This is a genomic window from Methylosinus sp. DMC45 (genome assembly GCF_056313885.1).
Genome location: NZ_JBQUZK010000033.1, coordinates 110,366 through 132,199, shown reverse-complemented (window position 1 = coordinate 132,199; position 21,834 = coordinate 110,366). Strand labels below are relative to the sequence as shown.

Annotated in this window: 18 protein-coding genes, 1 tRNA gene and 1 riboswitch; of the genes, 12 read left to right on the top strand and 7 right to left on the bottom strand. The window is 65.6% G+C overall.

What is annotated here, in order from left to right; all coding sequences use genetic code 11:
• Positions 1-78 precede the first annotated feature (78 nt).
• Positions 79-1,044, top strand: coding sequence for an alpha/beta fold hydrolase (locus tag ACT53T_RS07475; protein ID WP_476160738.1), 966 nt, complete (start codon positions 79-81; stop codon positions 1,042-1,044).
• A gap of 6 nt (positions 1,045-1,050) precedes the next feature.
• Here the strand turns inward: ACT53T_RS07475 and ACT53T_RS07470 are convergent, their stop codons facing one another.
• The gene (locus ACT53T_RS07470; protein WP_476160737.1) at positions 1,051-1,500 is read right to left on the bottom strand and encodes a hypothetical protein; all 450 of its coding nucleotides are present in this window, start codon (positions 1,498-1,500) and stop codon (positions 1,051-1,053) included.
• A 235-nt stretch (positions 1,501-1,735) separates the two neighbouring features.
• Positions 1,736-2,182: a hypothetical protein gene (locus tag ACT53T_RS07465; protein ID WP_018265423.1), complete on the bottom strand. Its 447-nt coding sequence runs from the start codon at positions 2,180-2,182 to the stop codon at positions 1,736-1,738.
• Between the two features lie 62 nt (positions 2,183-2,244).
• Positions 2,245-2,307: riboswitch (Fluoride riboswitch) on the bottom strand.
• 142 nt (positions 2,308-2,449) lie between these two features.
• Here ACT53T_RS07465 and chrA point away from each other — a divergent pair.
• Positions 2,450-3,685 carry a chromate efflux transporter gene (gene chrA / locus ACT53T_RS07460; RefSeq protein WP_476160736.1) on the top strand — a complete coding sequence of 412 codons (1,236 nt, stop codon included), beginning with the start codon at positions 2,450-2,452 and terminating at the stop codon, positions 3,683-3,685.
• Here chrA and ACT53T_RS07455 read toward each other — a convergent pair.
• Positions 3,678-4,310 (bottom strand): hypothetical protein, encoded by a 633-nt coding sequence (locus ACT53T_RS07455; protein ID WP_476160735.1) that lies wholly within the window; start codon positions 4,308-4,310, stop codon positions 3,678-3,680. The two genes, chrA and ACT53T_RS07455, sit on opposite strands and share 8 nt — an antisense overlap.
• 306 nt (positions 4,311-4,616) lie before the next feature.
• Here ACT53T_RS07455 and pal point away from each other — a divergent pair, with 306 nt between their 5' ends.
• The gene (gene pal / locus ACT53T_RS07450) at positions 4,617-5,135 is read left to right on the top strand and encodes a peptidoglycan-associated lipoprotein Pal (RefSeq protein WP_018265426.1); all 519 of its coding nucleotides are present in this window, start codon (positions 4,617-4,619) and stop codon (positions 5,133-5,135) included.
• 87 nt (positions 5,136-5,222) lie between these two features.
• Positions 5,223-5,299 (top strand) — tRNA-Trp (locus tag ACT53T_RS07445).
• 137 nt (positions 5,300-5,436) lie between these two features.
• Here the strand turns inward: ACT53T_RS07445 and ACT53T_RS07440 are convergent.
• A complete protein-coding gene (locus tag ACT53T_RS07440; protein ID WP_476160734.1) occupies positions 5,437-5,979 on the bottom strand; it encodes a hypothetical protein in 543 nt (180 codons plus the stop codon).
• A 16-nt stretch (positions 5,980-5,995) separates the two neighbouring features.
• Between ACT53T_RS07440 and ACT53T_RS07435 the strand changes: the two genes are divergently transcribed.
• The 3 genes from ACT53T_RS07435 (at position 5,996) to ACT53T_RS07425 (ending at position 9,135) form a co-directional block, all read left to right on the top strand.
• Positions 5,996-6,181, top strand: a complete 186-nt coding sequence (locus tag ACT53T_RS07435; protein WP_476160733.1) for a hypothetical protein — start codon at positions 5,996-5,998, stop codon at positions 6,179-6,181.
• Between the two features lie 120 nt (positions 6,182-6,301).
• Positions 6,302-8,416, top strand: a complete 2,115-nt coding sequence (locus ACT53T_RS07430; RefSeq protein WP_476160732.1) for a PA5441 family protein — start codon at positions 6,302-6,304, stop codon at positions 8,414-8,416.
• A 53-nt stretch (positions 8,417-8,469) separates the two neighbouring features.
• Positions 8,470-9,135 (top strand): DUF3142 domain-containing protein, encoded by a 666-nt coding sequence (locus tag ACT53T_RS07425; RefSeq protein ID WP_476160731.1) that lies wholly within the window; start codon positions 8,470-8,472, stop codon positions 9,133-9,135.
• Between the two features lie 9 nt (positions 9,136-9,144).
• On the opposite strand, the gene ACT53T_RS07420 is transcribed toward ACT53T_RS07425, so the two are convergent.
• On the bottom strand, positions 9,145-9,954 hold the full coding sequence (locus ACT53T_RS07420; protein ID WP_400767879.1) for an intradiol ring-cleavage dioxygenase: 810 nt from the start codon (positions 9,952-9,954) through the stop codon (positions 9,145-9,147).
• A gap of 164 nt (positions 9,955-10,118) precedes the next feature.
• Here ACT53T_RS07420 and proB point away from each other — a divergent pair, with 164 nt between their 5' ends.
• Both proB and ACT53T_RS07410 read left to right on the top strand, forming a co-directional pair.
• Positions 10,119-11,258, top strand: coding sequence for a glutamate 5-kinase (gene proB, locus ACT53T_RS07415; RefSeq protein ID WP_476160730.1), 1,140 nt, complete (start codon positions 10,119-10,121; stop codon positions 11,256-11,258).
• 129 nt (positions 11,259-11,387) lie between these two features.
• Entirely contained in the window at positions 11,388-12,182 is a 795-nt protein-coding gene (locus ACT53T_RS07410) for a DUF2076 domain-containing protein (protein WP_476160729.1), read from the top strand.
• 326 nt (positions 12,183-12,508) lie between these two features.
• Here the strand turns inward: ACT53T_RS07410 and ACT53T_RS07405 are convergent, their stop codons facing one another.
• On the bottom strand, positions 12,509-13,243 hold the full coding sequence (locus tag ACT53T_RS07405) for a class I SAM-dependent methyltransferase (RefSeq protein WP_036308821.1): 735 nt from the start codon (positions 13,241-13,243) through the stop codon (positions 12,509-12,511).
• A 184-nt stretch (positions 13,244-13,427) separates the two neighbouring features.
• Here ACT53T_RS07405 and tyrS point away from each other — a divergent pair, with 184 nt between their 5' ends.
• From tyrS to ACT53T_RS07390, 3 genes are all read left to right on the top strand, one after another.
• The gene (tyrS, locus tag ACT53T_RS07400) at positions 13,428-14,687 is read left to right on the top strand and encodes a tyrosine--tRNA ligase (RefSeq protein ID WP_476160728.1); all 1,260 of its coding nucleotides are present in this window, start codon (positions 13,428-13,430) and stop codon (positions 14,685-14,687) included.
• A 756-nt stretch (positions 14,688-15,443) separates the two neighbouring features.
• On the top strand, positions 15,444-17,753 hold the full coding sequence (locus tag ACT53T_RS07395) for a TonB-dependent receptor (RefSeq protein ID WP_476160727.1): 2,310 nt from the start codon (positions 15,444-15,446) through the stop codon (positions 17,751-17,753).
• A 32-nt stretch (positions 17,754-17,785) separates the two neighbouring features.
• Positions 17,786-18,025, top strand: a complete 240-nt coding sequence (locus ACT53T_RS07390; RefSeq protein WP_476160726.1) for a hypothetical protein — start codon at positions 17,786-17,788, stop codon at positions 18,023-18,025.
• A 178-nt stretch (positions 18,026-18,203) separates the two neighbouring features.
• On the opposite strand, the gene ACT53T_RS07385 is transcribed toward ACT53T_RS07390, so the two are convergent.
• Positions 18,204-21,719, bottom strand: a complete 3,516-nt coding sequence (locus ACT53T_RS07385; RefSeq protein ID WP_476160725.1) for an AsmA-like C-terminal region-containing protein — start codon at positions 21,717-21,719, stop codon at positions 18,204-18,206.
• Positions 21,720-21,834: the final 115 nt, after the last annotated feature.

Genomic DNA, 21,834 nt, shown 5'->3' with positions numbered 1-21,834 from the left:
CTCGGGCGAGACATGCGATAGACGGGACGAGAGGCGCGGGCAGCGCCTTTCGTTCCCGCCGCAGCAGGATCGCCCGACATGCCGCTCACCGAATCGCAGCTCATCGGAACGCCCGACAATCCCGTGCCGCCCAATGCGAAGGTCTTCGCCATTCGCACGGCGGACGGACGCAGCCTGCGCGCGGCGAGCTTCACGCCGCCACGTGGGGCGATCGGCACAGTGGCGCTGTTTCAGGGCCGGGCCGAGTTCATCGAGAAATATTTCGAGACGATCAACGATCTGCTCGCCCGCGACCTTCATGTGGTGACGCTGGATTGGCGCGGACAGGGCGGCTCGGAGCGCGATCTTTCCGATCCACGCAAAGGCCATGTCGATGATTTCGCGCTCTATCAGCGCGATCTCGACGCCTTCATCACCGACGTCCTGGCGCTCGAATGCCCCTCCCCCTGGCATGCACTAGCGCATTCCATGGGCGGCGCCATATTGCTCGATCGCGTCCATTCGGCGCGCTCGCCATTCGATCGCGTCATCGTCGCCGCGCCAATGGTCGATTTCGAAGGGCTGCGCTTCCCGATCGGCGCGCGCGCCATCGCCGACACGCTCGACATGTTCGGCCTCGGCGCCATGTATGTGCCGGGCGGCGGACCTAAATCGCTGGAGGAGCTGCCCTTCGAGGACAATCGTCTGACCTCCGATCCCGCGCGCTTCTCCCGCAACGCCGACATTGTGCGCGCCGCGCCGCATCTCGCCATCGGCGATCCGACGGTCGGCTGGGTCAACGCCGCTTTCCGGCTGATGAAGCAGTTCGCCGCGCCCGAATACGCCCGCGCCGTGCGCTCGCCGGTGATGGCGTTTCTCTGTGGGCGCGACCGCATCGTCTCCTCGCGCGCGATCGAGCGCTTCGCCCAGCGGCTGCCGGTCGCGAGCCTGATAGAGGTTCCCGGCGCGCGTCACGAATTGCTGATGGAGCGCGACGAATTGCGCGAGCAGTTCTGGGCGGCCTTCGACGCTTTCGTTCCCGGCGAGGCGGTGGATAGCGCCTGAGCGCTTTTACTCGAAGGCGGTCTGAAAGCGCACGATCGCCCGCGCAACCGGCCGCGTCGGCAGATAGCAGAAGGAATTGGTGGCGATCTTCGCCTCCTTGCAGTGCTCGTGCTCGGCGTTCCACTCATAGCCGAGCCGCTCCATGCAGGCGACGATATGATCGTGCAGCACTCTGCTGTTCTTGTGCCGCTCCTCTGGGAGCTTGCTCTCGCTGTCGAGCTCGCAATCGGTGACGTCGATCTTCAGCCCGGCGAAATAGCGCCCGCTGCTGCTGCCGGTGACGAAGACGAGCTCGGTCGCGACGATGAAGGCGAGACCGACGGCGAAGGCGACGCGCGCCTTGAACTTGCTGTCGAAATAATCGATGCCGATGAAGGACAGAGCGCCGAGCGCCAGCAATCCGCCGCCGAGCATGAGCGTCAGCGGAGCCACGAAGGCGGAGATATCCTCATTCATCGGCACGTCTCCCGTCTGTTCCCGACGGGGCGCCGCCTTCCCCTCAGTCTCGAGGTCAAATGGAGCATGTCCTCCAACCGGCAAGCGCCCCGCGGGGACCAGCGGCGAGCTTAGAGTCATTCCGGCTCGGATTGAACCGGAATGACTCGTGGTTTCCCTTGTTCGGTCGTGTTTTCTTCACGCGAACCGGCTCCCCCTTCGCTCGAAAGCGCTCGAGCTCGCCGCAGCGCTCAGACTATTCGAATCGCAGCTGGAAAGCGGTGATGGTGCGATCGAAGCCGGCGGTCGGCAGGTAGCAATAGGGATTGGTGGCGACCGGCGCGTCCTTGCAGTTGCGATGCGTCGGCGACCATTCATAGCCGGCCTCCTGCATGCAGCCGAGGATGTGCTTGTGAATGATGTTGACGTCGACGCCGAGGCGCGCCTCGGGATGCGCCGACTCTCCTTCCAGCTCGCAGGCGGAAGTCTGCACCTGCTGCGCCTTGAAGAAGGAGACGCTGCTGCCGGCCAGCACGACCTCGAGCGCGGCGAGAACGAGGGAGCCCGCGACGAGCGCGGCGATCGCCTGGAAGCGCGACTTCAGAAATTGAATTTCGATGAAGTAGAGCCCGCCGGCGGCGATCAGCGCGCATCCGATGACGAGAGCGAAAGGGGTGACGAAAACCGAGAGATCCTGATTCATCTGCTTCCTCCTGCTTTATGAGCGCGCGAGCGCCCTCCTTCGATGATCTTGCGATCATCGGGCATCGAGCAGGAGTCATCAGCCTCTTCGGCGGTTATAGGGGGCACCCCATCCCCTGGCGCGCGGGCTATCGCCCTCGCGGCCTTATGTAGCTAATTCGATACCTAAAGCCGGCCGGGCCGTCAATGCGCCGGCGAGCGGCGCGCAGCGGACGGCTTTCGCGATCCCGCGCGCGAGCGTATGAGCCGCCGCGAGGACGAAACCAAAATGCTCACGCGCAACGACGAGAACGACACCATCGGCTCCAGCTCTCCACGGCGTTCGGCGCTCGAGACGCTTCTCGCCTTTGCGCAGCTGGGACTGACCAGCTTCGGCGGGCCGATCGCCCATATCGGCTATTTCCGGGCCGAATTCGTCGAGCGCCGCAAATGGCTGAGCGAGACGGCCTTCGCCGATTTCGTCGCGCTCTGCCAATTTCTTCCCGGACCGGCGAGCAGCCAGCTCGGCTTTATCCTGGGCATGTCGCGCGCGGGCTTGCTCGGCGGCTTCGCGGCCTGGCTCGGCTTCACCCTGCCCTCGGCCGTCGCCCTCGTCCTTTTCGCCTATGGCGTCTCGCAGCTCGGCGATGTCGCGCATCTTCCCTGGCTGCACGGACTCGCGATCGTCGCCGTGGCCGTCGTCGCGCAAGCGGTCTGGGGCATGGCGCAATCCCTCTGCCCGGATCGCGAGCGCGCGACGATCGCGCTCGCGGCCATGATCCTCACTCTGGCGCTTCCCTCCGCTATGGGCCAGATCGGCGCCATTGTCGGCGGTGGCCTCATCGGATGGCTGCTGCTCCCGCAACGCGCGGCGCCCGCCTCGTCGCCGATCTCCACCGGCTTCATCGGTCGGCGCGCCGGCCTCGCCTCGCTCGCGCTTTTCCTCCTCGTGCTGATCGGCGCGCCGATTCTCGCCGCGACCACCGGCGCGCATTGGCTCGCCCTTTTCGCGGCGTTCTATCGCTCGGGCGCTCTGGTGTTCGGCGGCGGCCATGTGGTGCTGCCGCTGCTGCAGCAGGCGGTGACTCCGCCGGGCTGGATCGGCCCGGACGCTTTTCTCGCCGGCTATGCCGCCGCGCAGGCCGTCCCCGGCCCGCTCTTCACCTTCGCGGCCTTTCTCGGCGCGGCGATGCGCGAGCCGCCCAATGGCTGGGAGGGCGCGATTCTGTGCCTCGTCGCCATCTATCTGCCGTCCCTGCTGCTGCTGCTCGGCGTGCTGCCGTTCTGGGATGCGGTGCGCGGCCGATCCGCCATGCGCGCGGCGCTCGCCGGCGTCAATGCGGCGGTGGTCGGCATTCTCACGGGCGCGCTCTACACGCCGGTCTGGACCAGCGCGATCTTCTCGGCGGCGGATTTCTGCCTCGCTGCGGCGGCCTATCTGCTGCTGGTCTTCTGGCGGACGCCGCCCTGGATCGTCGTCCTCTTCGGCGCGCTGGGCGCGGCGGCGCTCGGCAATTTCACTTGATCTCGGCGAAGCCCAGAGGCTTGGCGGCGGTCGGCTCGCCCCGCGTCGCGGCTGCGATCGTCACGCCCGATTCGGCTCCCGCCGCGGCGGCTATGGCCTCCGGCGTATCGGAGAGAAAGGCGGCGAGCTCGTCGGCGCCCCGCGCCGCGACCGCGGCCAGCGCGCGATCGTCGAGCAGCGTCCAGGGATCGCCGGCGCCGGTCACGGCCACCTCGTCGGTGAGGCGGCGGGCGCGTCGTCCGTTGCGGTCGAAAATATCGAAGACATAGGCGAAGCGCGTCGCCCCTTCCGCGCTCGCATAGGCGGTGAGATAGCCGCGCAGCCGATAGGCGGCCGCCGGCTCCTCGGAAGCGGCGATGTCGCGGCTCTCCGTCGCGCGGGCGAAGGCCGGACGGAAGCGCGCCAGCGCATCCTCCGGCGCGCCTTCCAGGCTGATGAGCGCCACGGGCGCGCCATGGGGGCTGACGCCGGGCCGCGCTGTCGGGCGCTGCCGCTGAGCGAGTTGCTCGGCCCGCGGATGGCCGATCTCCACCGCCGTATCGACGCAGCCGGCGAGCGTCAGCGCGCCGATCGCCGCGCAGAACGGCCCGAAAAAGCGAAGGGCGCAGCGTTTCAGATCGCGCATCGTCTCCAGCACCCTCCGCCTCATGATGAAGAAAGTGCTAACAATGATCCGGGCGGCGGTCCAGCCCCCGCATTCCCCATACGCAATTCCCTGTGGGACAAGGCGCATCGCCTTTCGCGCCGCCTTTTCGCCTCACTGCCGCCACGGACCGCGTCGACGATCAAGCTCACGTTAACCTTACCGCGCTTTCGCGCGCCGCATCGGGGCGCGCAAAGCTTTCGTCAAGGTTGACGGAACCTTCGCTTAACCCCTGCGCAGATAGGACTGGCGACAGCAGAGACCCGTCGTCAGAGGAGCTTAGAGGAAATGGCATTGCTTTCCGCCGCGCGCGCCCTGCGCTTCGCCGTCGCCGTTCTGGCGGCCGTCTCGCTCGGCGCCTGCGCCAAAAACGCCGAGGATGAGAACGCCGCGCTCGCCGGCGGCGCCGGCGCCAATGGCCGCGGCGGCTACGCCGCCCCCGGAAGCCCGCAGGATTTCGTCGTCAATGTCGGCGACCGCGTCTATTTCGAGACCGATTCGAGCGAGCTGACGACCACCGCGCAGGCGACGCTCGACAAGCAGGCCGACTGGCTGCAGCGCTACGGCCGCTATTCCTTCACCGTGGAGGGCCACGCCGACGAGCGCGGCACGCGCGAATATAATTTCGCGCTCGGCGCCCGCCGCGCCGAGGTGGTGAAGAACTACCTCGCCTCGCGCGGCCTCTCCGCCGGCCGCATCCGCACGATCAGCTATGGCAAGGAGCGTCCGGTCGCCGTCTGCGACGATATTTCCTGCTGGTCGCAGAACCGCCGCGCCGTCACCGTGCTGTCCGGCGGCAATTCTTGACCCGCAAAATGCGCCGAGGCCCCTCCCCGGCGCTTGCATCCTCGGCCGCGATGCGGCATGAGAGCCACGACGGCGCGCCGTCACCGCAGGAGTGTAGCTCAATCGGCTAGAGCACCGGTCTCCAAAACCGGGGGTTGGGGGTTCGAGTCCCTCCACTCCTGCCAGCTCCGAAAATCATGCAATAAAGTCAGTCTGTTCCATCATGTGGGACAACATCCGTCCCAATAGGTGGGACACTTTGTTCCCCGGACGTTTCCCCGATCAGCCTTACGGCGCCCGATGCGAGGCGTTTGCGTTTCTCCTACAATGTTAGGTCTAGGGCCAGCTCTAACGCCGTCCAGCCGTCGAGCGCCCCGGCGCCGCCGGACGGCGGACTGCGCGCCACCTCGGCCTTGTCGAATGGACCAAGAGCCCCGCCAACGCATCGCCGGCGGGACTTTTTCTGCATTAACGAAATTTGAGCGATTGATTTAGGTGGTCCGCAACCGTTCGTTGCTATCGGACCGGCGCGCCAATGATTGGCGTCGAACGAGGTATCGACATGTCGGTCGATCCAGACCTCGCGCGCCTCGTCGCGCGAACAATTGAGAACACCGATCGGCTTCTCGAGGACGAAAAAACCTCCTGGGACGTCGCCAGGAAAGGCGTCGAGAAGGTAATTGCGGACCTCGCCACTCGCTACCCGCAGCACAGCGAATGGATCGAGAAGCAATTTGCAGAGTGGCGGCGCAAGCATGGTCATTGACGCGCGCTTCTTCGCCGCCAGCATCTTTTTCGTTGCGGTCTCCCCTGAACCCTGGTCCGATTGGTGAAAATACGGAATCGGCGCCGGGCTGAGGCTCATGATTCGAAAAAATCCCATGGAACCGTCGAAGCAGTCGGCGGTCGCCGAATTCGATCGCCTATCGACCATGTTGAGCCTGATCGACTATCTGATTGTCGAGGCCAAGCAATCAGAACCAATGGTCGAATATTTCTTGCAAATGGCGAGATTATCTTTGCTAGAAGAGGAACAGGCCCGCGCCGACGTCGAAGGCCGCAATTGACGGTTGGCAAATCCCTCCACTCCTGCCAGCCTCTCCCAGAATTCAGCCCAACACAGATCGCGCAGCCGGGCGTTCAGCGGAGCGCGATATCGAAGCGCATTTCGTGATAGGGATGTTTCGATGCGTTCCATGCTCGCCGGAGCCGCCATTCTCGCTTTTCTGATTTCCGCTAGTGCGGCGCGCGCATGCGCCGACGGCGGCTCTCCTGGGCGCTGGACCCTCGATTTTAAGAGCTACGCCCAACAAAACGGCATGCCTTTCCTCGGCCCGGGCAATGACAGCCGCCTTAATCTGCTTTTCCTGATGATCGATGGCGATCCAAAGCTGCGGCCACAGGACGAAGCCATCTCGAAGGGCGATGAGAAGATCGACTTCTATTCATCTGTGCTGTTTGCATGGCCGGACTTTACGGACGCGTGCCGAAAGGCCGCGAGCGCGCGCGAAGGAAAAGACCAGGCTGCGAGCGCTTTCGCTTTTGGCTTCGGCGAGGGAACGCGCTGCGTCTCACTGGACTCCGGCCGGGCCGCCTTCACGGCCGCGGTCGAGGCGGAGCCCGCGCTTTCCGCCGAAGAGCGGCGGGCGCTGACGGCGGCGCGGGACAAGATCGCTCCCTCCTGCCGCAATGAGAAAGCCGACGCGGCCGCGCGCAATGCGCTCGCGCAAGTCGCGCCCTCGGCCGCCGGGCAGGAGTTCGCGTCCTATCTGATCGGCGCCGACGCTTTCTACGAAGGCGATTTCGATCGCGCGCTGGAGCGCTTCGGCAAGCTCGAATCGGCGCGCAACGCCTGGCTGCGCGAGGCGGCGCGCTACATGACCGCCCGCGCTCTGCTCAACAAGGCGCAGATCGGCGCCTTCGCCGATTTCGACGCGACCGCGACGCCCAATGTGACCGATCGCGCGACGCTGACGGCGGCGCAGGCCGCCTTTCAGACCTATCTGAAATCCTATTCCACAGGGCGCTACGCCGCCTCGGCGCAGGGACTGCTGCGGCGCGTCTATTGGCTGGCGGCGGATGACGAGCGCCTCGCCGCCGAATATGGCCGGCAGATCGCGCAGGGGAGCGGCGCCAAGGTCGGCCTCGACGGCGTCGATCTGGCGCAGGAGATCGACGCCAAATATCTGACCGCCGCCAAAGACCATGCGAGCCGCGAGCCGATCCTGCTGGCGACTCAGGATTTGATGAAGCTGCGCTCCGACGGCAAGGAGACGCATCTCCCGGCCGCGGAGCTGGACGCGCAGGCACAGGCCTTCGCCGGCCGCGCCGATCTCTTCGGCTTTCTGAAAGCCGCGCGCGCCTATTACGCCGACGCCGATTTTCCGGCGACGCTGCAAGCGCTCGGGGCTCCCGTCGCGGCGCCGCGCTCCTATCTCGCCTTCAGCCGCGAGACATTACGCGGCCAGGCGCTGATGGCCTCGGGCCAATATCCACAGGCGATCGAGCATTGGGCGAAGCTGCGCGGCGCTGTCTCCAATCCCTTGTGGAAAGAGGCGATCGAGCTGGGCCTCGCCCTGAGCTATGAGCGCGCCGGCATGGCGAACAAGGTCTTCCTGCCGGAGACGAGGCTCTCCTCGCCGCGCATTCGCGCGATTCTGCTGCGCCACACGGCCGGGCCGATCCTGCTGCGCATGGCCGTCGCCGATCCGCAGGGGAGCGCGGAGGAGCGCAAGCTCGCCCGCTTCCTCCTGCTCTACAAGGAGGCGACGCGCGGCCAATATGCGAATTTCCTGCGCGATTTTACGGCCGAAGGCCTCGCCAAGGACGACGCCGAGGCGCCGGAGGTCTCCGATCTTCCCAAATCGGCGGTCTTCCTCTCCTCGCCCGCCAATGAGCCCTATAAATGCCCAGCGCCCAAGGCGGTGGTCACTGAGCTCGCCGCCGATCCGCGCTCCGCGCATGGGCTGCTCTGCCTCGGCGATTTCGTCCGCCACTCGGGCTTCGCCCGTTTCGACGCCTGGCGTCCGGCGGCGGACGAGCTGGGCGGCGCCAAAGCCATCTTCCCGGGCGAGCCTTTCTCGCGGGGCGATGTCTATCAGCGGCTGATCGCCGATCCGGCCACCAAGGACGCCGACCGAGCCTATGCGCTCTATCGCGCCATCAATTGCTATGCGCCGGCGGGCAGCAATGATTGCGGCGGCAAGGATGTCGACAAGGCGCAGCGAAAGGCCTGGTTCCAAACGCTGAAATCACGCTATGGCGCGACGCAATGGGCGCGCGGCCTGCAATATTACTGGTGAGAGCGCGGGCTCTTCTCCTCGCGCTCTGCGCCCTGCTCTGCGCCGCGCGGGCAATGGCCGAGCCGCTCGTGCGGGCGGCGGATCATGACGCTTTCTGGCTATGGGCCGGCGTCAAAAGGCGCGCCGAGCTCGCCACGGCGAAAACCATCTATCTCCATTCGGGCGAGATCGGGCCGGATCGCGACGGCTTTGTCCGCATGAAGGCGCAAGGCGGGGTCGAGCCCGGCCCGCACACAGCCGCTCTCTGGCTCGCCTATCGCGTCCGCAGCCTCGATTGGCCGCCGGAGATCGTCGCCCAGATTCGCCGTCGGCTGGACGCCTGGCGCACGCAGCCGGGCGGAGTCGCCGGCGTGCAGATCGATTTCGACGCGGCGACGCGCGGCTTGCAGAATTACGCCGCCTTCCTGCGCGCGCTGCGGCGGGAGCTGCCTCGAGGCTGCGCGCTCGGCGCGACCGGCCTCATGGATTGGGCGTCGCAGGCCTCGCCCGAGGATTTGAACGCGCTTTCGGGAAGCGTCGACGAGCTGGTCTTCCAGACCTACAAAGGCGCGCAGACGGTCGAGAATATCGACGCCTATCTGGCGCGGCTCTCGCGGCTTCGCATTCCCTTCCGGCTCGGCCTCGCCGAAGGGGCGCGATGGACGCCTCCGGCCGCGCTGGCGACGCGGCCGAATTTTCTCGGCTATGTGGTGTTTCTGCGCAATCGCGCCGCGCCATGAGCGATCGGCTCACGCCTTGGGAAGCAGCCCGCGCAGACGCTCCGCCCCTTGCGGCGCCGGACGGCGCGGCGGGCCGCCCGGCGGCGGTCCGGCGAAACGATCGCCGCGCGGCGGCATGAAGGGCGGCGTCGGCACGGCGCGCACCGTCTTGCGGTCGATCCGCGCGCGCAGCGACACGACATAGCGGCCGGCCGCCTCGCGCAGCTCGCCACGCGTCGTCTCGCCGGCGGCGAGCGCTATGCCGTCGGTCGAGTTCAGCGTGTCGCGCAGCCGGCCACGCGCATAATCGCCGAGATTGGCGTAGAGGAATTCGCTCAGCGCATCCGGCAGGAAAATCTGCGAGGTGAGACGCGCCGTTCCGCCGTCGATGATCTTGAAATGAATATGCGTGGTGCGGCCGGGATACCAGCCCGGATAGACGCTGGAAAAGCGCGCGCGTCCGTCCGCCCCCGCGATCTGGCTTCCGCGCAGAAAGGTCTTGCCGGAGAGATCGAGCCGCCCGTCCTCGCCCTGGCCGGGGAAGCCGGAATAGCGCCCCTGCGCATCGCAATGCCAAACATCGATTCGGGCGCCCGGCAGCGGCGCGCCGGTCTCGTCCTGGACGGCGAAGGCGATGTCCAGCGGCACGCCGGCGAGCCCTTCGGCTATGTCCGCACGCTGGAGATCGAGATCGAGATAGAATGGCCCCTCTTCCGCCGGCGCCGTCAGCGGCCCGGGGGCAGGCTCGGGAGCGGCGGGTTCCGGCAGGATCGCGGTCGCCGAGCCGGCGAGCGCAACAGCCACGAGGCCGCGTCGCGTCAAAGCAATTTTGTCAGGCATGGAATTTCCTTGGTCTTCGTCAGCGCGCGCAGGATGAAACGGCCCGGTGTCGGATGCGCGGCGGAAAATCTCTCGCGCGTTTCGGTCCCGTTTCTTCTCGCCGTGCGGCGCGGGGTGGGCTTTCCGCGCAGACGGGCTATAAGTCCCGCCGTCCCGCATCTCGAATGAGCCGATCGCCCGTGAAACGTCCCTCCCTCAATTCCTTCCGCCGCATCGTCGTCAAGGTCGGCTCCTCGCTGCTCGTCGATCCGCGCGAGGCGAAGGTGAAGCGCGAGTGGCTCGCACGGCTCGCCGCGGACATCGCCGCTCTGCACCGTCGCGGCGCCGATGTTCTCGTCGTCTCCTCGGGCGCGGTGGCGCTGGGACGCAGCGTGCTCGGCCTGCCCTCCGGCGCGCTGCCGCTGGAGGACAGCCAGGCGTCGGCGGCCGTCGGGCAGATCGCCCTCGCCCGCATCTGGGCGGAGACTTTGGGCGATCTCGGCATCACCGCCGGGCAGATTCTCGTCACCTTCGGCGATACGGAGGAGCGCCGCCGCTATCTCTACGCCCGCGAATGCCTGACCCGGCTGCTGGCGCTGCGCGCCGTGCCGGTCATCAATGAGAACGACACGGTCGCGACCTCCGAGATTCGCTACGGCGACAACGACCGCCTCGCCGCCCGCGTCGCGACGATGGCGAGCGCCGATCTTCTGGTGCTGCTCTCCGATGTGGACGGGCTCTACACCGCGCCGCCGGCGAGCGATCCGAATGCGAAGCTGCTCGAGGTGGTGCCGCGGGTCACGGCGGAGGTGGAGGCGATGGCCGGCGGCGCCGCCTCGCAATTCTCCCGCGGCGGAATGCGCACCAAGATCGAGGCGGCCAAGATCGCGACCACGGGCGGCGCCCATATGGTCATCGCCGACGGCCGCGTGGAGGCGCCGCTCTCGCGAATCGCCGCGGGCGGCCCTTGCAGCTGGTTCTTGACCCCCTCCTCGCCGGTGACGGCGCGAAAAAAATGGATCGCCGGCTCGCTCGAGCCCAAGGGCGTCGTGCATGTGGATGAAGGCGCGGCGCGCGCGCTCTTCTCCGGCAAGAGCCTGCTGCCGGCCGGCGTCACCGCGCTGGAAGGCGGCTTCGCGCGCGGCGATTGCGTCGTGATCCGCAATCCTTCGGGCGGCGAAATCGGCCGCGGCCTCGTGACTTATGACGCATTGGACGCGGCCCGCATCATCGGCCGCTCGTCCCGCGACATAGAGGGGCTGCTCGGCTTCAAAGGCCCGGACGAGATCATCCACCGCGACGACATGGCGCTCGCCGGCGACTGACTCGGGGCGTTCGCGGCCCGGTAAAACATGGGCGGGAACGTAGCGGCAGGCCTTGGCAGAGCGAAATCGCGCTCCCATATCACGGGCGCCACGCCCGCGAAGAGGGCTGGTTCCAACTGGGAGAGACCTATGTCACCCGAAGAACGCCAACTGCTCGCCGGTTTGTTCGAGCGTACGCGCAGCGCCGCCGGCGCTCAGCGCGATCAGGAGGCGGAAAGTTTCATCGCCGAGCAGCTGAAGTCGCAGCCGGGCGCGCCCTATCTGCTGGCGCAGACCGTTCTGGTGCAGGATCAGGCGCTGCAGGCGGCCAATCAACGTCTGCAGGAGCTGGAAGGCCGCGTGCGCGACCTCGAGAGCCGTCCGCAGCAGTCCGGCGGATTTTTGGGCGGTCTGTTCGGCGGCGCTCAGCGCCAGGCTCCGCCCCCGCCGCGTCCGGCCCCGCCTCCGGGCTATGGCCAGCAGCCCGGCTATCCGCAGCAGCAGGGCGGCCCTTGGGGGGCGCCCCCGGCCGGCGGTCCCGCCTATGCTCCGCCCACGCCTCCCGGCTACGCCCCGCAAGGCTATCCGCCCCAGCAGGCTGCGGCGGCCCCCGGCGGCGGCTTTCTGAAGGGCGCGCTGGGCACGGCGGCGGGCGTCGCCGGCGGCGTGCTGCTCGCCGACTCGATCCGCGGCCTGTTCCATGGCGGCACCGGCGGAGCCGGGAGCAATCTCGGCATAGGCTCGGGCTATGAGCACGCCAACGCCGGCGGTGGCGACACGATCATCAACAATTACTACGGCGACCAGGGCGACAATAGCCAGCCCTACCCCGACGCCGGCTATGACAGCCCCGACCCCGGCGGCCCCGATGTGCAAAGCGCCGATTACGACACGGATACCGGCGGCTTCGACGACGGCGGCGGGGATGGCGGCTTCGACGTGTGAGTGGGGCCGAGTTGAAATTCGACGCGCGGCGCGCCTGTCAGGCGCGCCGTCTTATTATCTCGATCGATTTCGGGCGACGGCTGGGTCGCGATCCCCGATTGGGATGCGATGACTGGATGAAGTCCAGCGATAGCGCGCGTCGCCCGCTTCCGACAGGCGGCGCGCTGCTCCCGATTTTTCTACCGCCGCGATACTGAAGTGAGAACAGCGGCGTACCCTGGGCGCGCTGCTGAAGGACACGTCGGTACAGCGCGGTTTCTGTCTCGCTACAACCCCAAAGAAACGGAAACTTTCCAAAAGGATGATGAACGCCGCGCCAGTGGGCGCTATAAGCTGAAGTACAACGTGTGATCCAGCCCCAGCAACGCCTGCGAATCGATGAACTCGACCTGGTCGATCGCCGCTCGAATATTCTCGCTGCTGTTTTCTATGTCTTTGAACTCCGAAATGATCTGCAGATAGTTTTTTTCGAGCACATCGGAATTCGGATCAAGATTGGTCACGAAAAGCAGGCCTGTCGGCGGAGATCTGGTTGCCTTGATCGAAAGATCAGGCCTGTATTTTTTCAATATAGGGATCAACTTCCAAACATCCCCCGTCCACCACCCGGCATGCGGCAAGTCCTGCCTCGCTTCGGGCTTGTGGACCCGTTCTGCCATTTCGGCATTCACCGGCAAACAGTCATGCAGGGCGATAAGCGAGTTTTTGCAGCTATGGCGCTCGGTCTTATAGAAATCTCGCAGAAGAAATTCGAAAACATGCATTCCGTCGAGAAAGGCAAAGTTTACGCCATTGGGCGCGATATTTTTCAAAATGCCGCGCTCGAAGAAAGAGTCGCTCGGATATTGAAAGAGATAGAGCTCCTTTTTTCCCATCGCGACATTGTGGTTGATCAGAAAGAAAGGATCGACGGCGATCGCGACGTCACAGGATATGGACGCGAGGTTTTGTCCATGACAAACGCCGATTTCGAAATAGGTTCGCGCCGCGCGCGCCTTGACCAGATGCGCAATCAATTCACTATAGCCAATGTCATTATGATCGATGAGCATCTGATGCATGGAGACGCCTTTTGGAAAGTGCTGACAACTAGCTCCGATACACCAGAACGCGCCCAGCGATCAACGACGGTATCGTCGATTTCGGCTATGCGACAGCTAAAAGACGGCGGGCGATTTCCTTGCCCTCGCCGAGCGGCGCCCCTCCCTTGCGCCCCGCCCCCTTTCCCCGTAACACCCTGCCCCCATGTCTGACGCATTCCGCCCCAAATCCGAATTCCTCGCGACGCTCATCGCGCGCGGCTTCGTGCACCAATGCTCCGATTTCGAGGGGCTGGATGAAAAGGCGCGCTCCGGCGAGCTCACCGCCTATGTCGGCTTCGACTGCACGGCGGCCTCGCTGCATATCGGCAATCTTCTGTCGATCATGCTGCTGTCCTGGCTCCAGCGCACGGGCGGCAAGCCGCTGCCGCTGGTCGGCGGCGGCACCACGCGCGTCGGCGATCCTTCCGGCAAGGACGAGAGCCGCAAGCTTCTCTCCATAGAGACGATCGACTCCAATAAGGCGGCGATCCAAAAGACCTTCGCGAAATTTCTCCGCTTCGGCGACGGCAAGACCGACGCCATTCTGCTCGACAACGCCGAATGGCTGACCAAGCTCAATTACATCGACTTTCTGCGCGACGTCGGCCGCCATTTCTCGGTCAATCGCATGCTGTCGATGGATTCGGTGAAGCTGCGGCTCGATCGCGAGCAGGAGCTGTCCTTCATCGAGTTCAACTATATGTGCCTGCAGTCCTATGATTTCGCCGAGATCGCCAAGCGCTATGGCGCGAGCCTGCAAATGGGCGGCTCCGATCAATGGGGCAATATCGTCATGGGCGTCGATCTCGGCCGAAGGCTCGGGACGCATCAGCTCTATGCGCTGACCGCGCCGCTGCTCACCACCTCCTCCGGCGCCAAGATGGGCAAGACGGCGGCCGGCGCGATCTGGCTCGACGAGTCGATGCTCGCGCCCTACGATTATTGGCAATATTGGCGCAACACCGAGGATGCGGACGTCGTCCGCTTCCTGAAGCTGTTCACCTTCCTGCCTCTGGACGAGATCGAGAAGCTCGCTGCGCTCGGCGGGGCCGAGATCAATGAGGCGAAGAAGATTCTCGCCACCGAGGCGACCGCGCTTCTGCATGGGCGCGAGGCCGCCGAGCTCGCCGCCGAGACCGCGCGCCGCACTTTCGAGGAAGGCGCGCTCGCGCTCTCCCTGCCCAAGGTCGCTGTCGCGGCGAGCGAGGTGGCGGCGGGCATCGGCGTGCTCACCGCCTTTGTGAAAGCCGGTCTCGTGGCCTCCACGGGCGAGGCGCGGCGGCAGATCAAGGCCGGCGGACTTCGCGTGAACGACGCCGTGGTGGGCGACGAGAAGGCCGTGCTCGGCGAGACGGATTTCGTCGAAGGCGTCGCCAAGCTGTCACTCGGCAAGAAGAAGCATGTGCTGCTGGAGCGCGCGTAAGAAGCCGACCGCGCTCGATGTGAAGCGCCGACGCGCGCCTAGCGACGGCTTGCTGTCGCCGTGACGAGATCGCCGCGCGCCCGAGCCGCTTATTGCTTGGTCCACTTCCTTCCATTGTCGCAGCTGACCGTCTCGCCGTCGAACACGCCCTCCGTTTTTCTCGCAGCCGACGCTCCGGCGACATTCGGCGAGCCCGATTGCGTCGACGCCATCGCTCCTCGAAAAGCTGCGCATCCTGCCGTTGCGGAGCCGAGACGAGAGTCTCTCCGGTCCGGGCAAGGGCGAACCATAATTCCTACTTTTTAGGTTCCATCTGCGATGAAAATCCCGTTGCGGCGCGTGGGCGCATTCCGCTCCATCTCATAAATTACTATGATTCAATAAGATAGGAGGCGAAAGAAGACCTAGTCGCGACGCTAAAACATATTAAATCGGTAGACATACTGTATCTTTTCCCTACACTAAGCGAGACTTCGTACGTGCAGCGCGCAGATCGCCTGAGGGGGCGGCGGCGCGAGGCGGCATGGTCCGGGGGGACCATCACGGGTCGAACGGTGAGGGATAGGTCGAATGGTCTGGATCGGGGAAGGTAATTCGAATTGGCGTCTGTCTTCGAGCGTGTCGGTTGCGTCCATCCTGATAGGACTTTCGGCGGGCGCTTCGGGCGGCGCGGCGCTCGCTCAGACGCCGGCGCCCGCGCCATCGGCGGCGACGCAGAGTGAGGGGGCCGCTTCCGCGCAGATTCAGGATGTGCAGGTGACTGGCGGCACTGAGGCCGTCGGCGAGAAGCTACTGGAGCAGGTGCTGACCAAGACCCCTCGCGCGGGAAATGTGGTGACGCAGCGCACCCTCGAGGATCAGCAGATCGATTCCGTCACCGATATTTCGCGCCGCGTGCCGGGCTATCGTCCGAACATTTCGACGCCGAGACAGTCCCGCAATGCGATCAGAGGCGTCGGCGTCGCGGCGGGCGGCGGCACCGGATCGCCGTCGGACACCGGATATATCGTCGATAACGTCTATTGGAGCTTCGCCGGCTTCCAATGGGGCGATCTCATCGATTTGAGCTCGGTGGAGCTCGCTCTCGGCCCGACTGGCACGGCCGGCGGCAAGAACACCAATGTCGGCTCGATCATCCTGCATACGCAGGCGCCGTCCTTCGAGCCGAAGACGACGGTCAAATCCACCTTCGGCAACTACAATCACTTCAAGCAGACGATCAACACGACCGGCACGCTGATCGAAGACTCCCTCGCATATCGCTTCGCCGGCTATCTCGATCGCGGCGACGGCTGGATCAAGGACCCGTCCACGGGCTCGACCTATCAGGACACCAATCGCCTCGGATTGCACCTCCAGCTTCTGGGCGTCGGCGATGGATGGAGCGACCGCTTCAGCTTCATCTACAACGCGTCCAACGAGCACAATGACTATCTCACGGGCACGATCGGCGACACCAGCCTCGTCTATGTCGATGGAACGCGTCCGTCGACGACCTTCTTCCAGAATGTCATCAAGAAGCTCGGCAAGCCGATTTGGACGGTCGATCCCAACACGCCCTATCTCGCGCGCAGCGGTCGCGACCCGACGCATGTCTTCATGCTGTCGAACGAGTTCAACTATCAGATCGGCGACAATATGCTGACCGCCATTTCCGCGATCGGCTATGGATCGTTCCGCAATTTGGGATATTCGGACAATCAGCTGCTGCAGCTCGGTCTCGGCTCGGGCAGCATGGACACCTATCTCATGCAGACCTCGCAGGAGCTGCGGCTGTCCTCGCCCAAGGACCAGGAACTCGAATGGACGACCGGTCTCTACGGCTATCTGGAGTATGGCGAAGACCGCATGCACCATTACCAATATGGCGTCGACACGGCGAAATGGCTCAACAACCCCGCCGCTCTGCCCGATCTGACGCCTTGGTGGCTCAATAAGACCGGCGACATTTCCTTCGCCGCCTATGGCCAGGGAACCTATCACTTCGACGAGAAGCTCGCCCTCACCTTCGGCCTGCGCGACAGCTATGAGATCCGCTATAGCGCGAACAAATTTCGGCCGAACTTCTATTACGGCGTGCCCTACACCGTCTGGCAGCAGAACGCCGCCATCATCGCCGGCGGCGGCTATGGTTGGGCGGATTCCGGCGGCGAGACGAAATATCACAATGGCGTCGTGGCGGTCTTCAACCCGCAATATCAGGTCAATGAGAATGTCCTGATCTATGGCCTGGTCGGACGCGGCGACAAGCCGCAATCGGTGAACACGCAAAACACGCCGACCTACATCGGCGGCGTCGCGCAAGGCTTCAAGACGGCCTTCTCCCGGCCCGAAACCTCATGGGATTATGAGATCGGCGCGAAGACCAATTGGTTCGACGGCGCGCTGATCTCCAACGTCAACCTCTATTGGAACGATCTCTACGACTTCCAGATCACCCAGACCAAGGTGCAGACGAGCAGCGCCGGCGTCACGGCCAATGTCTCTTATCTCGGCAACGCCCCACATGTGCGCCTGCGCGGCGTCGAATTCGTGGAGCGCTGGATTCCCTTCGAAGGGCTGACGCTGAACGCGTCGGGCGCTTACACCGAGGCCCGCTATATCGACTATAAGGACGGACCGGCGCCCGCGGATTGGGCCATCGCCGGCGGCCCGGCGACCATTCCGATGAATGGCACGCGGATCACCGGCGTGCCCTGGTGGCAGGTCAATGGCGGCTTCAATTATGAGCACAGGCTCGGCAATGCGCTCGCCGGCCTCGGCGAGTGGAGCAATCAGCCGGTGACAGGCTTCGTCTATTCGAATGCGTCCTGGTTCAACAAGGCGCAATATACGAACCCCTTCTCGCTGGTCCAATATTGGCAGCCCGCCTATGTGATGCTCGACGCTGGCCTCGGGCTGCGCACCGACGATCGCAAATACAGCCTCACCCTCTGGTCGAAGAATCTCTTCAACAATCGGCCCTGGTCGAGCTGGACGCCCGGCACGTCCTCGGCGCCGACGACCGTCGGAATTTCGACGCAGGGGCCGCGCACATTCGGCGTCACCTCGTCGATCACATTTTGAGGCTATGAAATCATTACTGGAGAAAAGAAACGATGAAGGCGTCACTCTCTATCGTCGCTATCGGCGGCGCGCTCATGCTCGCCGCCTGCAATTCGACGAGTTCGCCGACGCCCGCCGTCGCCGCCAATGAGGACTACAAGAAGCTCGGCGGCATCCACGCCAACCATACGCCCGAGCAGCATGCGGCGTTTCTGAAGCGCGTCGGCCAGCTGCCGTCGGACGACGAGGCGGAGGGCGCGGCGGGCGGCGGAGGCGGCGGCCATCACCACTGAGCGCGCGCATGTGGAGCGCCTCGACCATCCACACGCGAGCCGCCATTGGGTGGCTCGCGCTTCTTCTGCTCCTCGCCTGCGGCGGCGCCTCGGCGTTGATGGCGACGTTGCGAGAAGACCCGGAGCCCACCGGCCCGATCTGCCGCCGCGCGAGATGACGCCGCGCTCGCGACGCCCTCTACCGCGGCGCCGGCGCGCTCTCCGGCAGGCGGCCCGTCCCGGTGCCGTCCACTATGCCGAACACCTTGCGCAAGAGGCCCGGCGCGATCACCGATAGCGGATTGACGGTCAGCACCGGCGCGCTGAAGGCGCCGCTCACGCGAAAGCTCACCGCGAAGACGCCCTCGTGCTGGCCGCCGGCGAGCATGAAGCCGATGACCGGAATATTCGACACGAGATTATTGAGCCCATAGGCCGGAACGAAAGAGCCCGACACGTCGATGCGATCGCGCGCCATATCGATATAGCCGTCCACCGTGAGTCCGATCTCCGTCCCGGACATCACCGCGTCGCGCATTGTGAGGCGGCCATTCGCCCAGGTGAAGGTGGATTGCACGCGCGCGAATTTCACCGAGTCTGGATCGAAATGCGCGGCGCCCTTGTCATCCGTGCGCGCGGCGCCCTGCATGACGAGCTGACGAATGGCCGGCTCGTTCTGCAGATAGAAATCATGAATGCGCATCGTGCCGTCGGAGCGGCCCGGATTGAGCAATAGCGTCGCCGACAGCGCGCCGCTCTCCATGCGATGATAGAGATCGAGGAAGGAGAGAAAGGCGCCGCCGTCGCTGGTCGAGAGATCGATCTGCGGCGCGCCGCTCGGATGGCGCGTCAGCATTGCGGCGAAGGGCTCGCGGCCGAAATTGCCGGTGAGCGACAATTGCCGCGGCTTGCCGCCGCGCCGCTCGAAACGCAGATCGACATTGGAGAGAATCTGCTTGCCGTGTCCGGTGACGATCGGCGATTTGAGATCGAGATCGAAATCGTCGGAGGACGCCGGCTTGCCCGCCGCCGCGGCGCCTTGCGGCTCAGCGGAAGGCTGCGAGAGATAGCGCAGCAGCGGACGCGCATCGATATTGGCGCCGCGCACGACGAGCTTCAGCGCATCGCCGCCGCGCGTCACCTCCAAGCGCATGTCGTCGCCGGGCGACAGCTTCGCTTGGCTGAGCTTGGCCGAGCGCAGCACGCCGTCGCGGCCGAGCTCCACCACGCCGGAAAACTGCTGCGGCCCCGCCTCCGCCTGCAATTGCTCGAGCGCCGAGCCGTCCGGCCGCTTCACCAGCGTGAAGCTGGCGCGGCCCGGCTTGCCGAGCGGCTTGGTCACGCCCGGCAAGGGATGATCGAGCGCGGCTTTGGAGAAGTCGATCTCGAATTGCGACTCGGAATCTTCGATCGGCAGCCTGGTCTGCACCTGCACGCCGACGACGCCGGAGACGCCGGCAAATCCATAGCCCGCGCGCAGGCGCGCGGCGTCGTCGAGCGAGAAGGACAATTGCGCCTGCGCCTGTCCCTTCTCGCCGGCGGCGCGGCGCAGATCGAGCGTCACCGGCGCGCCGAAGACGCGGCCGGCGCCGGTGACGCGCAGCCCCTCGCGATCCGAGACGAGCCGCAGCGCCGCGCCCTCGAGCCGCTCCTTGCCGATGAAGCGATCCATGGAGAGATTGGTCGTCTCGGCGTCGACGGCGATGCGCGTATGCTCTTCCTTCGCCGCGAGGCCGAGCTCGAAGTCGATGCGCAGCTTGCCCTCGATCTGCCCTTTGAGCTGATTGGCGTCCATGGGCAGGCTGGCGGCCGGGGCGACGCTCTTGAGCGAGAGAATGTCGGCGACCGCCTCCACGCCGCCGGCGAGCTTCAATTCGATCCAGGCGGGCGCCGGATCGAAGCCGAGCGCGGGCGCGCGAAACACGCCTTCCGTTATGGCGAGCTTGCGGCCCGGCGCGCTCTCCATAACGCCGGAAGAAGCGACGAAGGACACTGTGCGTCCGGTGAGCGCGATATGGCCGTTCATGCCGTTGATCGGCCACAGGCCCGGAACGGCGTCGACGAGCGTCGCATTGTCGAGATCGAAATCGCCGCGCAAGGCGGCGTCCGGCGGCGGCCGCTCATAACGCCCGGCGATCATCGCCTGCTGATCGAGATCGGCGGTGAGCGTTCCGCTGCGCATCACGCCGGCGGTGATGTGCTCGTCCATCCACATGCGCGTCGGCGCCGCCACCTGCGTCGGCCAGATGCGCAGCACGGAGCGCAGCGGCGTCTGCGTCGCGCGGATCGCATATTTGAGACGCGTTCCATCGGGCTGCGCGCCATCGACATCGAGGGAGGCCGTGGCGTGCACCTCCGGCCCGTCGAGATAGACGCGCTCGACCTTGTATTTCTTGGCGAGGAGATCGAGCGTCGCGGTGAGGCCGGCGTTCTCGACGACGAGCGGCGCCTCGCCATGGCGCGTCGGCAAAAAGGCGCCCGGCCGCGCGAGATCGAATGAGAGGCCGACGACGCCGGTTCCTTCCGCCGGGGGCGTCAGCGCGCCTTTGAAGCTGAGCCGCGCGACGCTGGTGCGAATCTCGACCGGCTCTATGGCGAGCAGCCGACGCTCCATGTCCCAGCGGCCGGAGATGGACAGCTCCTGCAGCATGAAAGGCTCGGCGTCCGGCTCCTCGAGGCGGAAGAAGCCTTCGCCGACGGCGAATTTCCCGCTCGCCTCGATGACGCGGCCGTCGTCCGCCAGCGCGAAATGCAGATCGAGCGACAAAGGCGCGTCGGTGTCGAAGGGCAGAGCGCGCGCTCCCGCCGCCAGCGCGATCTCTTCCATTGAGAGGCTGCGCAGGCGCGCGTCCAGCGTGCGCCGCTCGCCCATGCCGCCCTTGGCCTCCACCTCGGCGCCGACATGGCCGGAGGAGCCGGTGGCGCCGAGGCGTAGCCGCCGCGCGCCGGCGATCTTGTCGAAGCTCAAGGTCAGATCGTCATAGACGATCGTCTTCTCCAGCGTGCGATCGTCGATCACGAGGCGGGCGTTGGAGACGCCGATCTTGTCGATCGCGGCGACCGGACTCTCGGGATCGACGATGAAATTCATCACCGCGCGCAACGCGCCCGCCGCCTGCCGCAGCGATGGGACGACAGGCGCCGCCTGCGCCTCTGCGGCGGGCTCCGCCGGAGATGGCGTGTCGAGCGGTATGGCGACGGGATCGGCGCCCGGCGCAGAGATCGCCACCACGCCGTCGGGCAGCACCTCGAGCCTCAGCTCGAGGTCCAGCACGTCCAGCCGGCGCGGCGTCAGCCGGCCGATGAGCAGCGCGCGCGGGTCCACCGACAATTGCGCGCGCGGCGCAGCGAGGATGGTGCGCTCGCCGCTCTTCACGGCGAGGCCGTTCACAGTGAAGGTGAGGCCGTGATCCGTGCTGGCGATCGCCACCGAGCTGATCCCGAATTGGTAGCGATGCACATAGAGATCGTCGAGCGCCTCGACGATCTTGGGAGCGAGCCAGTCGGAGGCGATGGGACCGCGGGCGAGCGCGGCGAAAAAAGCGCCGACAGTGAGCACGATGACGAGCAGCGCCGTCACCGCCACGATGGAAAGGCTACGCACCACGCAAAAGCCGCGCAGCCGGACCGCCGTGGAGCCGCGCTGAAAAAATCCCAATAAAAAGCGCGGCGCCCGCGCTCCGACCGCCGGACTCTCGTCTATCCTCTGCGTCAAGCGCCAGCCCTTCGGTTCGACCGCGCCGCTCCGCGCGCGCCGGCGCCGAATCTGCACGGCGTCGAGAAGATCACAACTCGAATGGCGCGCAACTGGGGATTTTCACCAGAATCCC

Excerpts from the sequence above, each read along its gene's own strand:
- ACT53T_RS07475 (WP_476160738.1), top strand. The coding sequence starts at position 79 with ATGCCGCTCACCGAATCGCAGCTCATCGGAACGCCCGACAATCCCGTG.
- ACT53T_RS07470 (WP_476160737.1), bottom strand. The coding sequence starts at position 1,500 with ATGAATGAGGATATCTCCGCCTTCGTGGCTCCGCTGACGCTCATGCTC.
- ACT53T_RS07465 (WP_018265423.1), bottom strand. The coding sequence starts at position 2,182 with ATGAATCAGGATCTCTCGGTTTTCGTCACCCCTTTCGCTCTCGTCATC.
- chrA (WP_476160736.1), top strand. The coding sequence starts at position 2,450 with ATGCTCACGCGCAACGACGAGAACGACACCATCGGCTCCAGCTCTCCA.
- ACT53T_RS07455 (WP_476160735.1), bottom strand. The coding sequence starts at position 4,310 with ATGCGCGATCTGAAACGCTGCGCCCTTCGCTTTTTCGGGCCGTTCTGC.
- pal (WP_018265426.1), top strand. The coding sequence starts at position 4,617 with ATGGCATTGCTTTCCGCCGCGCGCGCCCTGCGCTTCGCCGTCGCCGTT.
- ACT53T_RS07440 (WP_476160734.1), bottom strand. The coding sequence starts at position 5,979 with ATGAGCCTCAGCCCGGCGCCGATTCCGTATTTTCACCAATCGGACCAG.
- ACT53T_RS07435 (WP_476160733.1), top strand. The coding sequence starts at position 5,996 with ATGGAACCGTCGAAGCAGTCGGCGGTCGCCGAATTCGATCGCCTATCG.
- ACT53T_RS07430 (WP_476160732.1), top strand. The coding sequence starts at position 6,302 with ATGCGTTCCATGCTCGCCGGAGCCGCCATTCTCGCTTTTCTGATTTCC.
- ACT53T_RS07425 (WP_476160731.1), top strand. The coding sequence starts at position 8,470 with ATGGCCGAGCCGCTCGTGCGGGCGGCGGATCATGACGCTTTCTGGCTA.
- ACT53T_RS07420 (WP_400767879.1), bottom strand. The coding sequence starts at position 9,954 with ATGCCTGACAAAATTGCTTTGACGCGACGCGGCCTCGTGGCTGTTGCG.
- proB (WP_476160730.1), top strand. The coding sequence starts at position 10,119 with ATGAGCCGATCGCCCGTGAAACGTCCCTCCCTCAATTCCTTCCGCCGC.
- ACT53T_RS07410 (WP_476160729.1), top strand. The coding sequence starts at position 11,388 with ATGTCACCCGAAGAACGCCAACTGCTCGCCGGTTTGTTCGAGCGTACG.
- ACT53T_RS07405 (WP_036308821.1), bottom strand. The coding sequence starts at position 13,243 with ATGCATCAGATGCTCATCGATCATAATGACATTGGCTATAGTGAATTG.
- tyrS (WP_476160728.1), top strand. The coding sequence starts at position 13,428 with ATGTCTGACGCATTCCGCCCCAAATCCGAATTCCTCGCGACGCTCATC.
- ACT53T_RS07390 (WP_476160726.1), top strand. The coding sequence starts at position 17,786 with ATGAAGGCGTCACTCTCTATCGTCGCTATCGGCGGCGCGCTCATGCTC.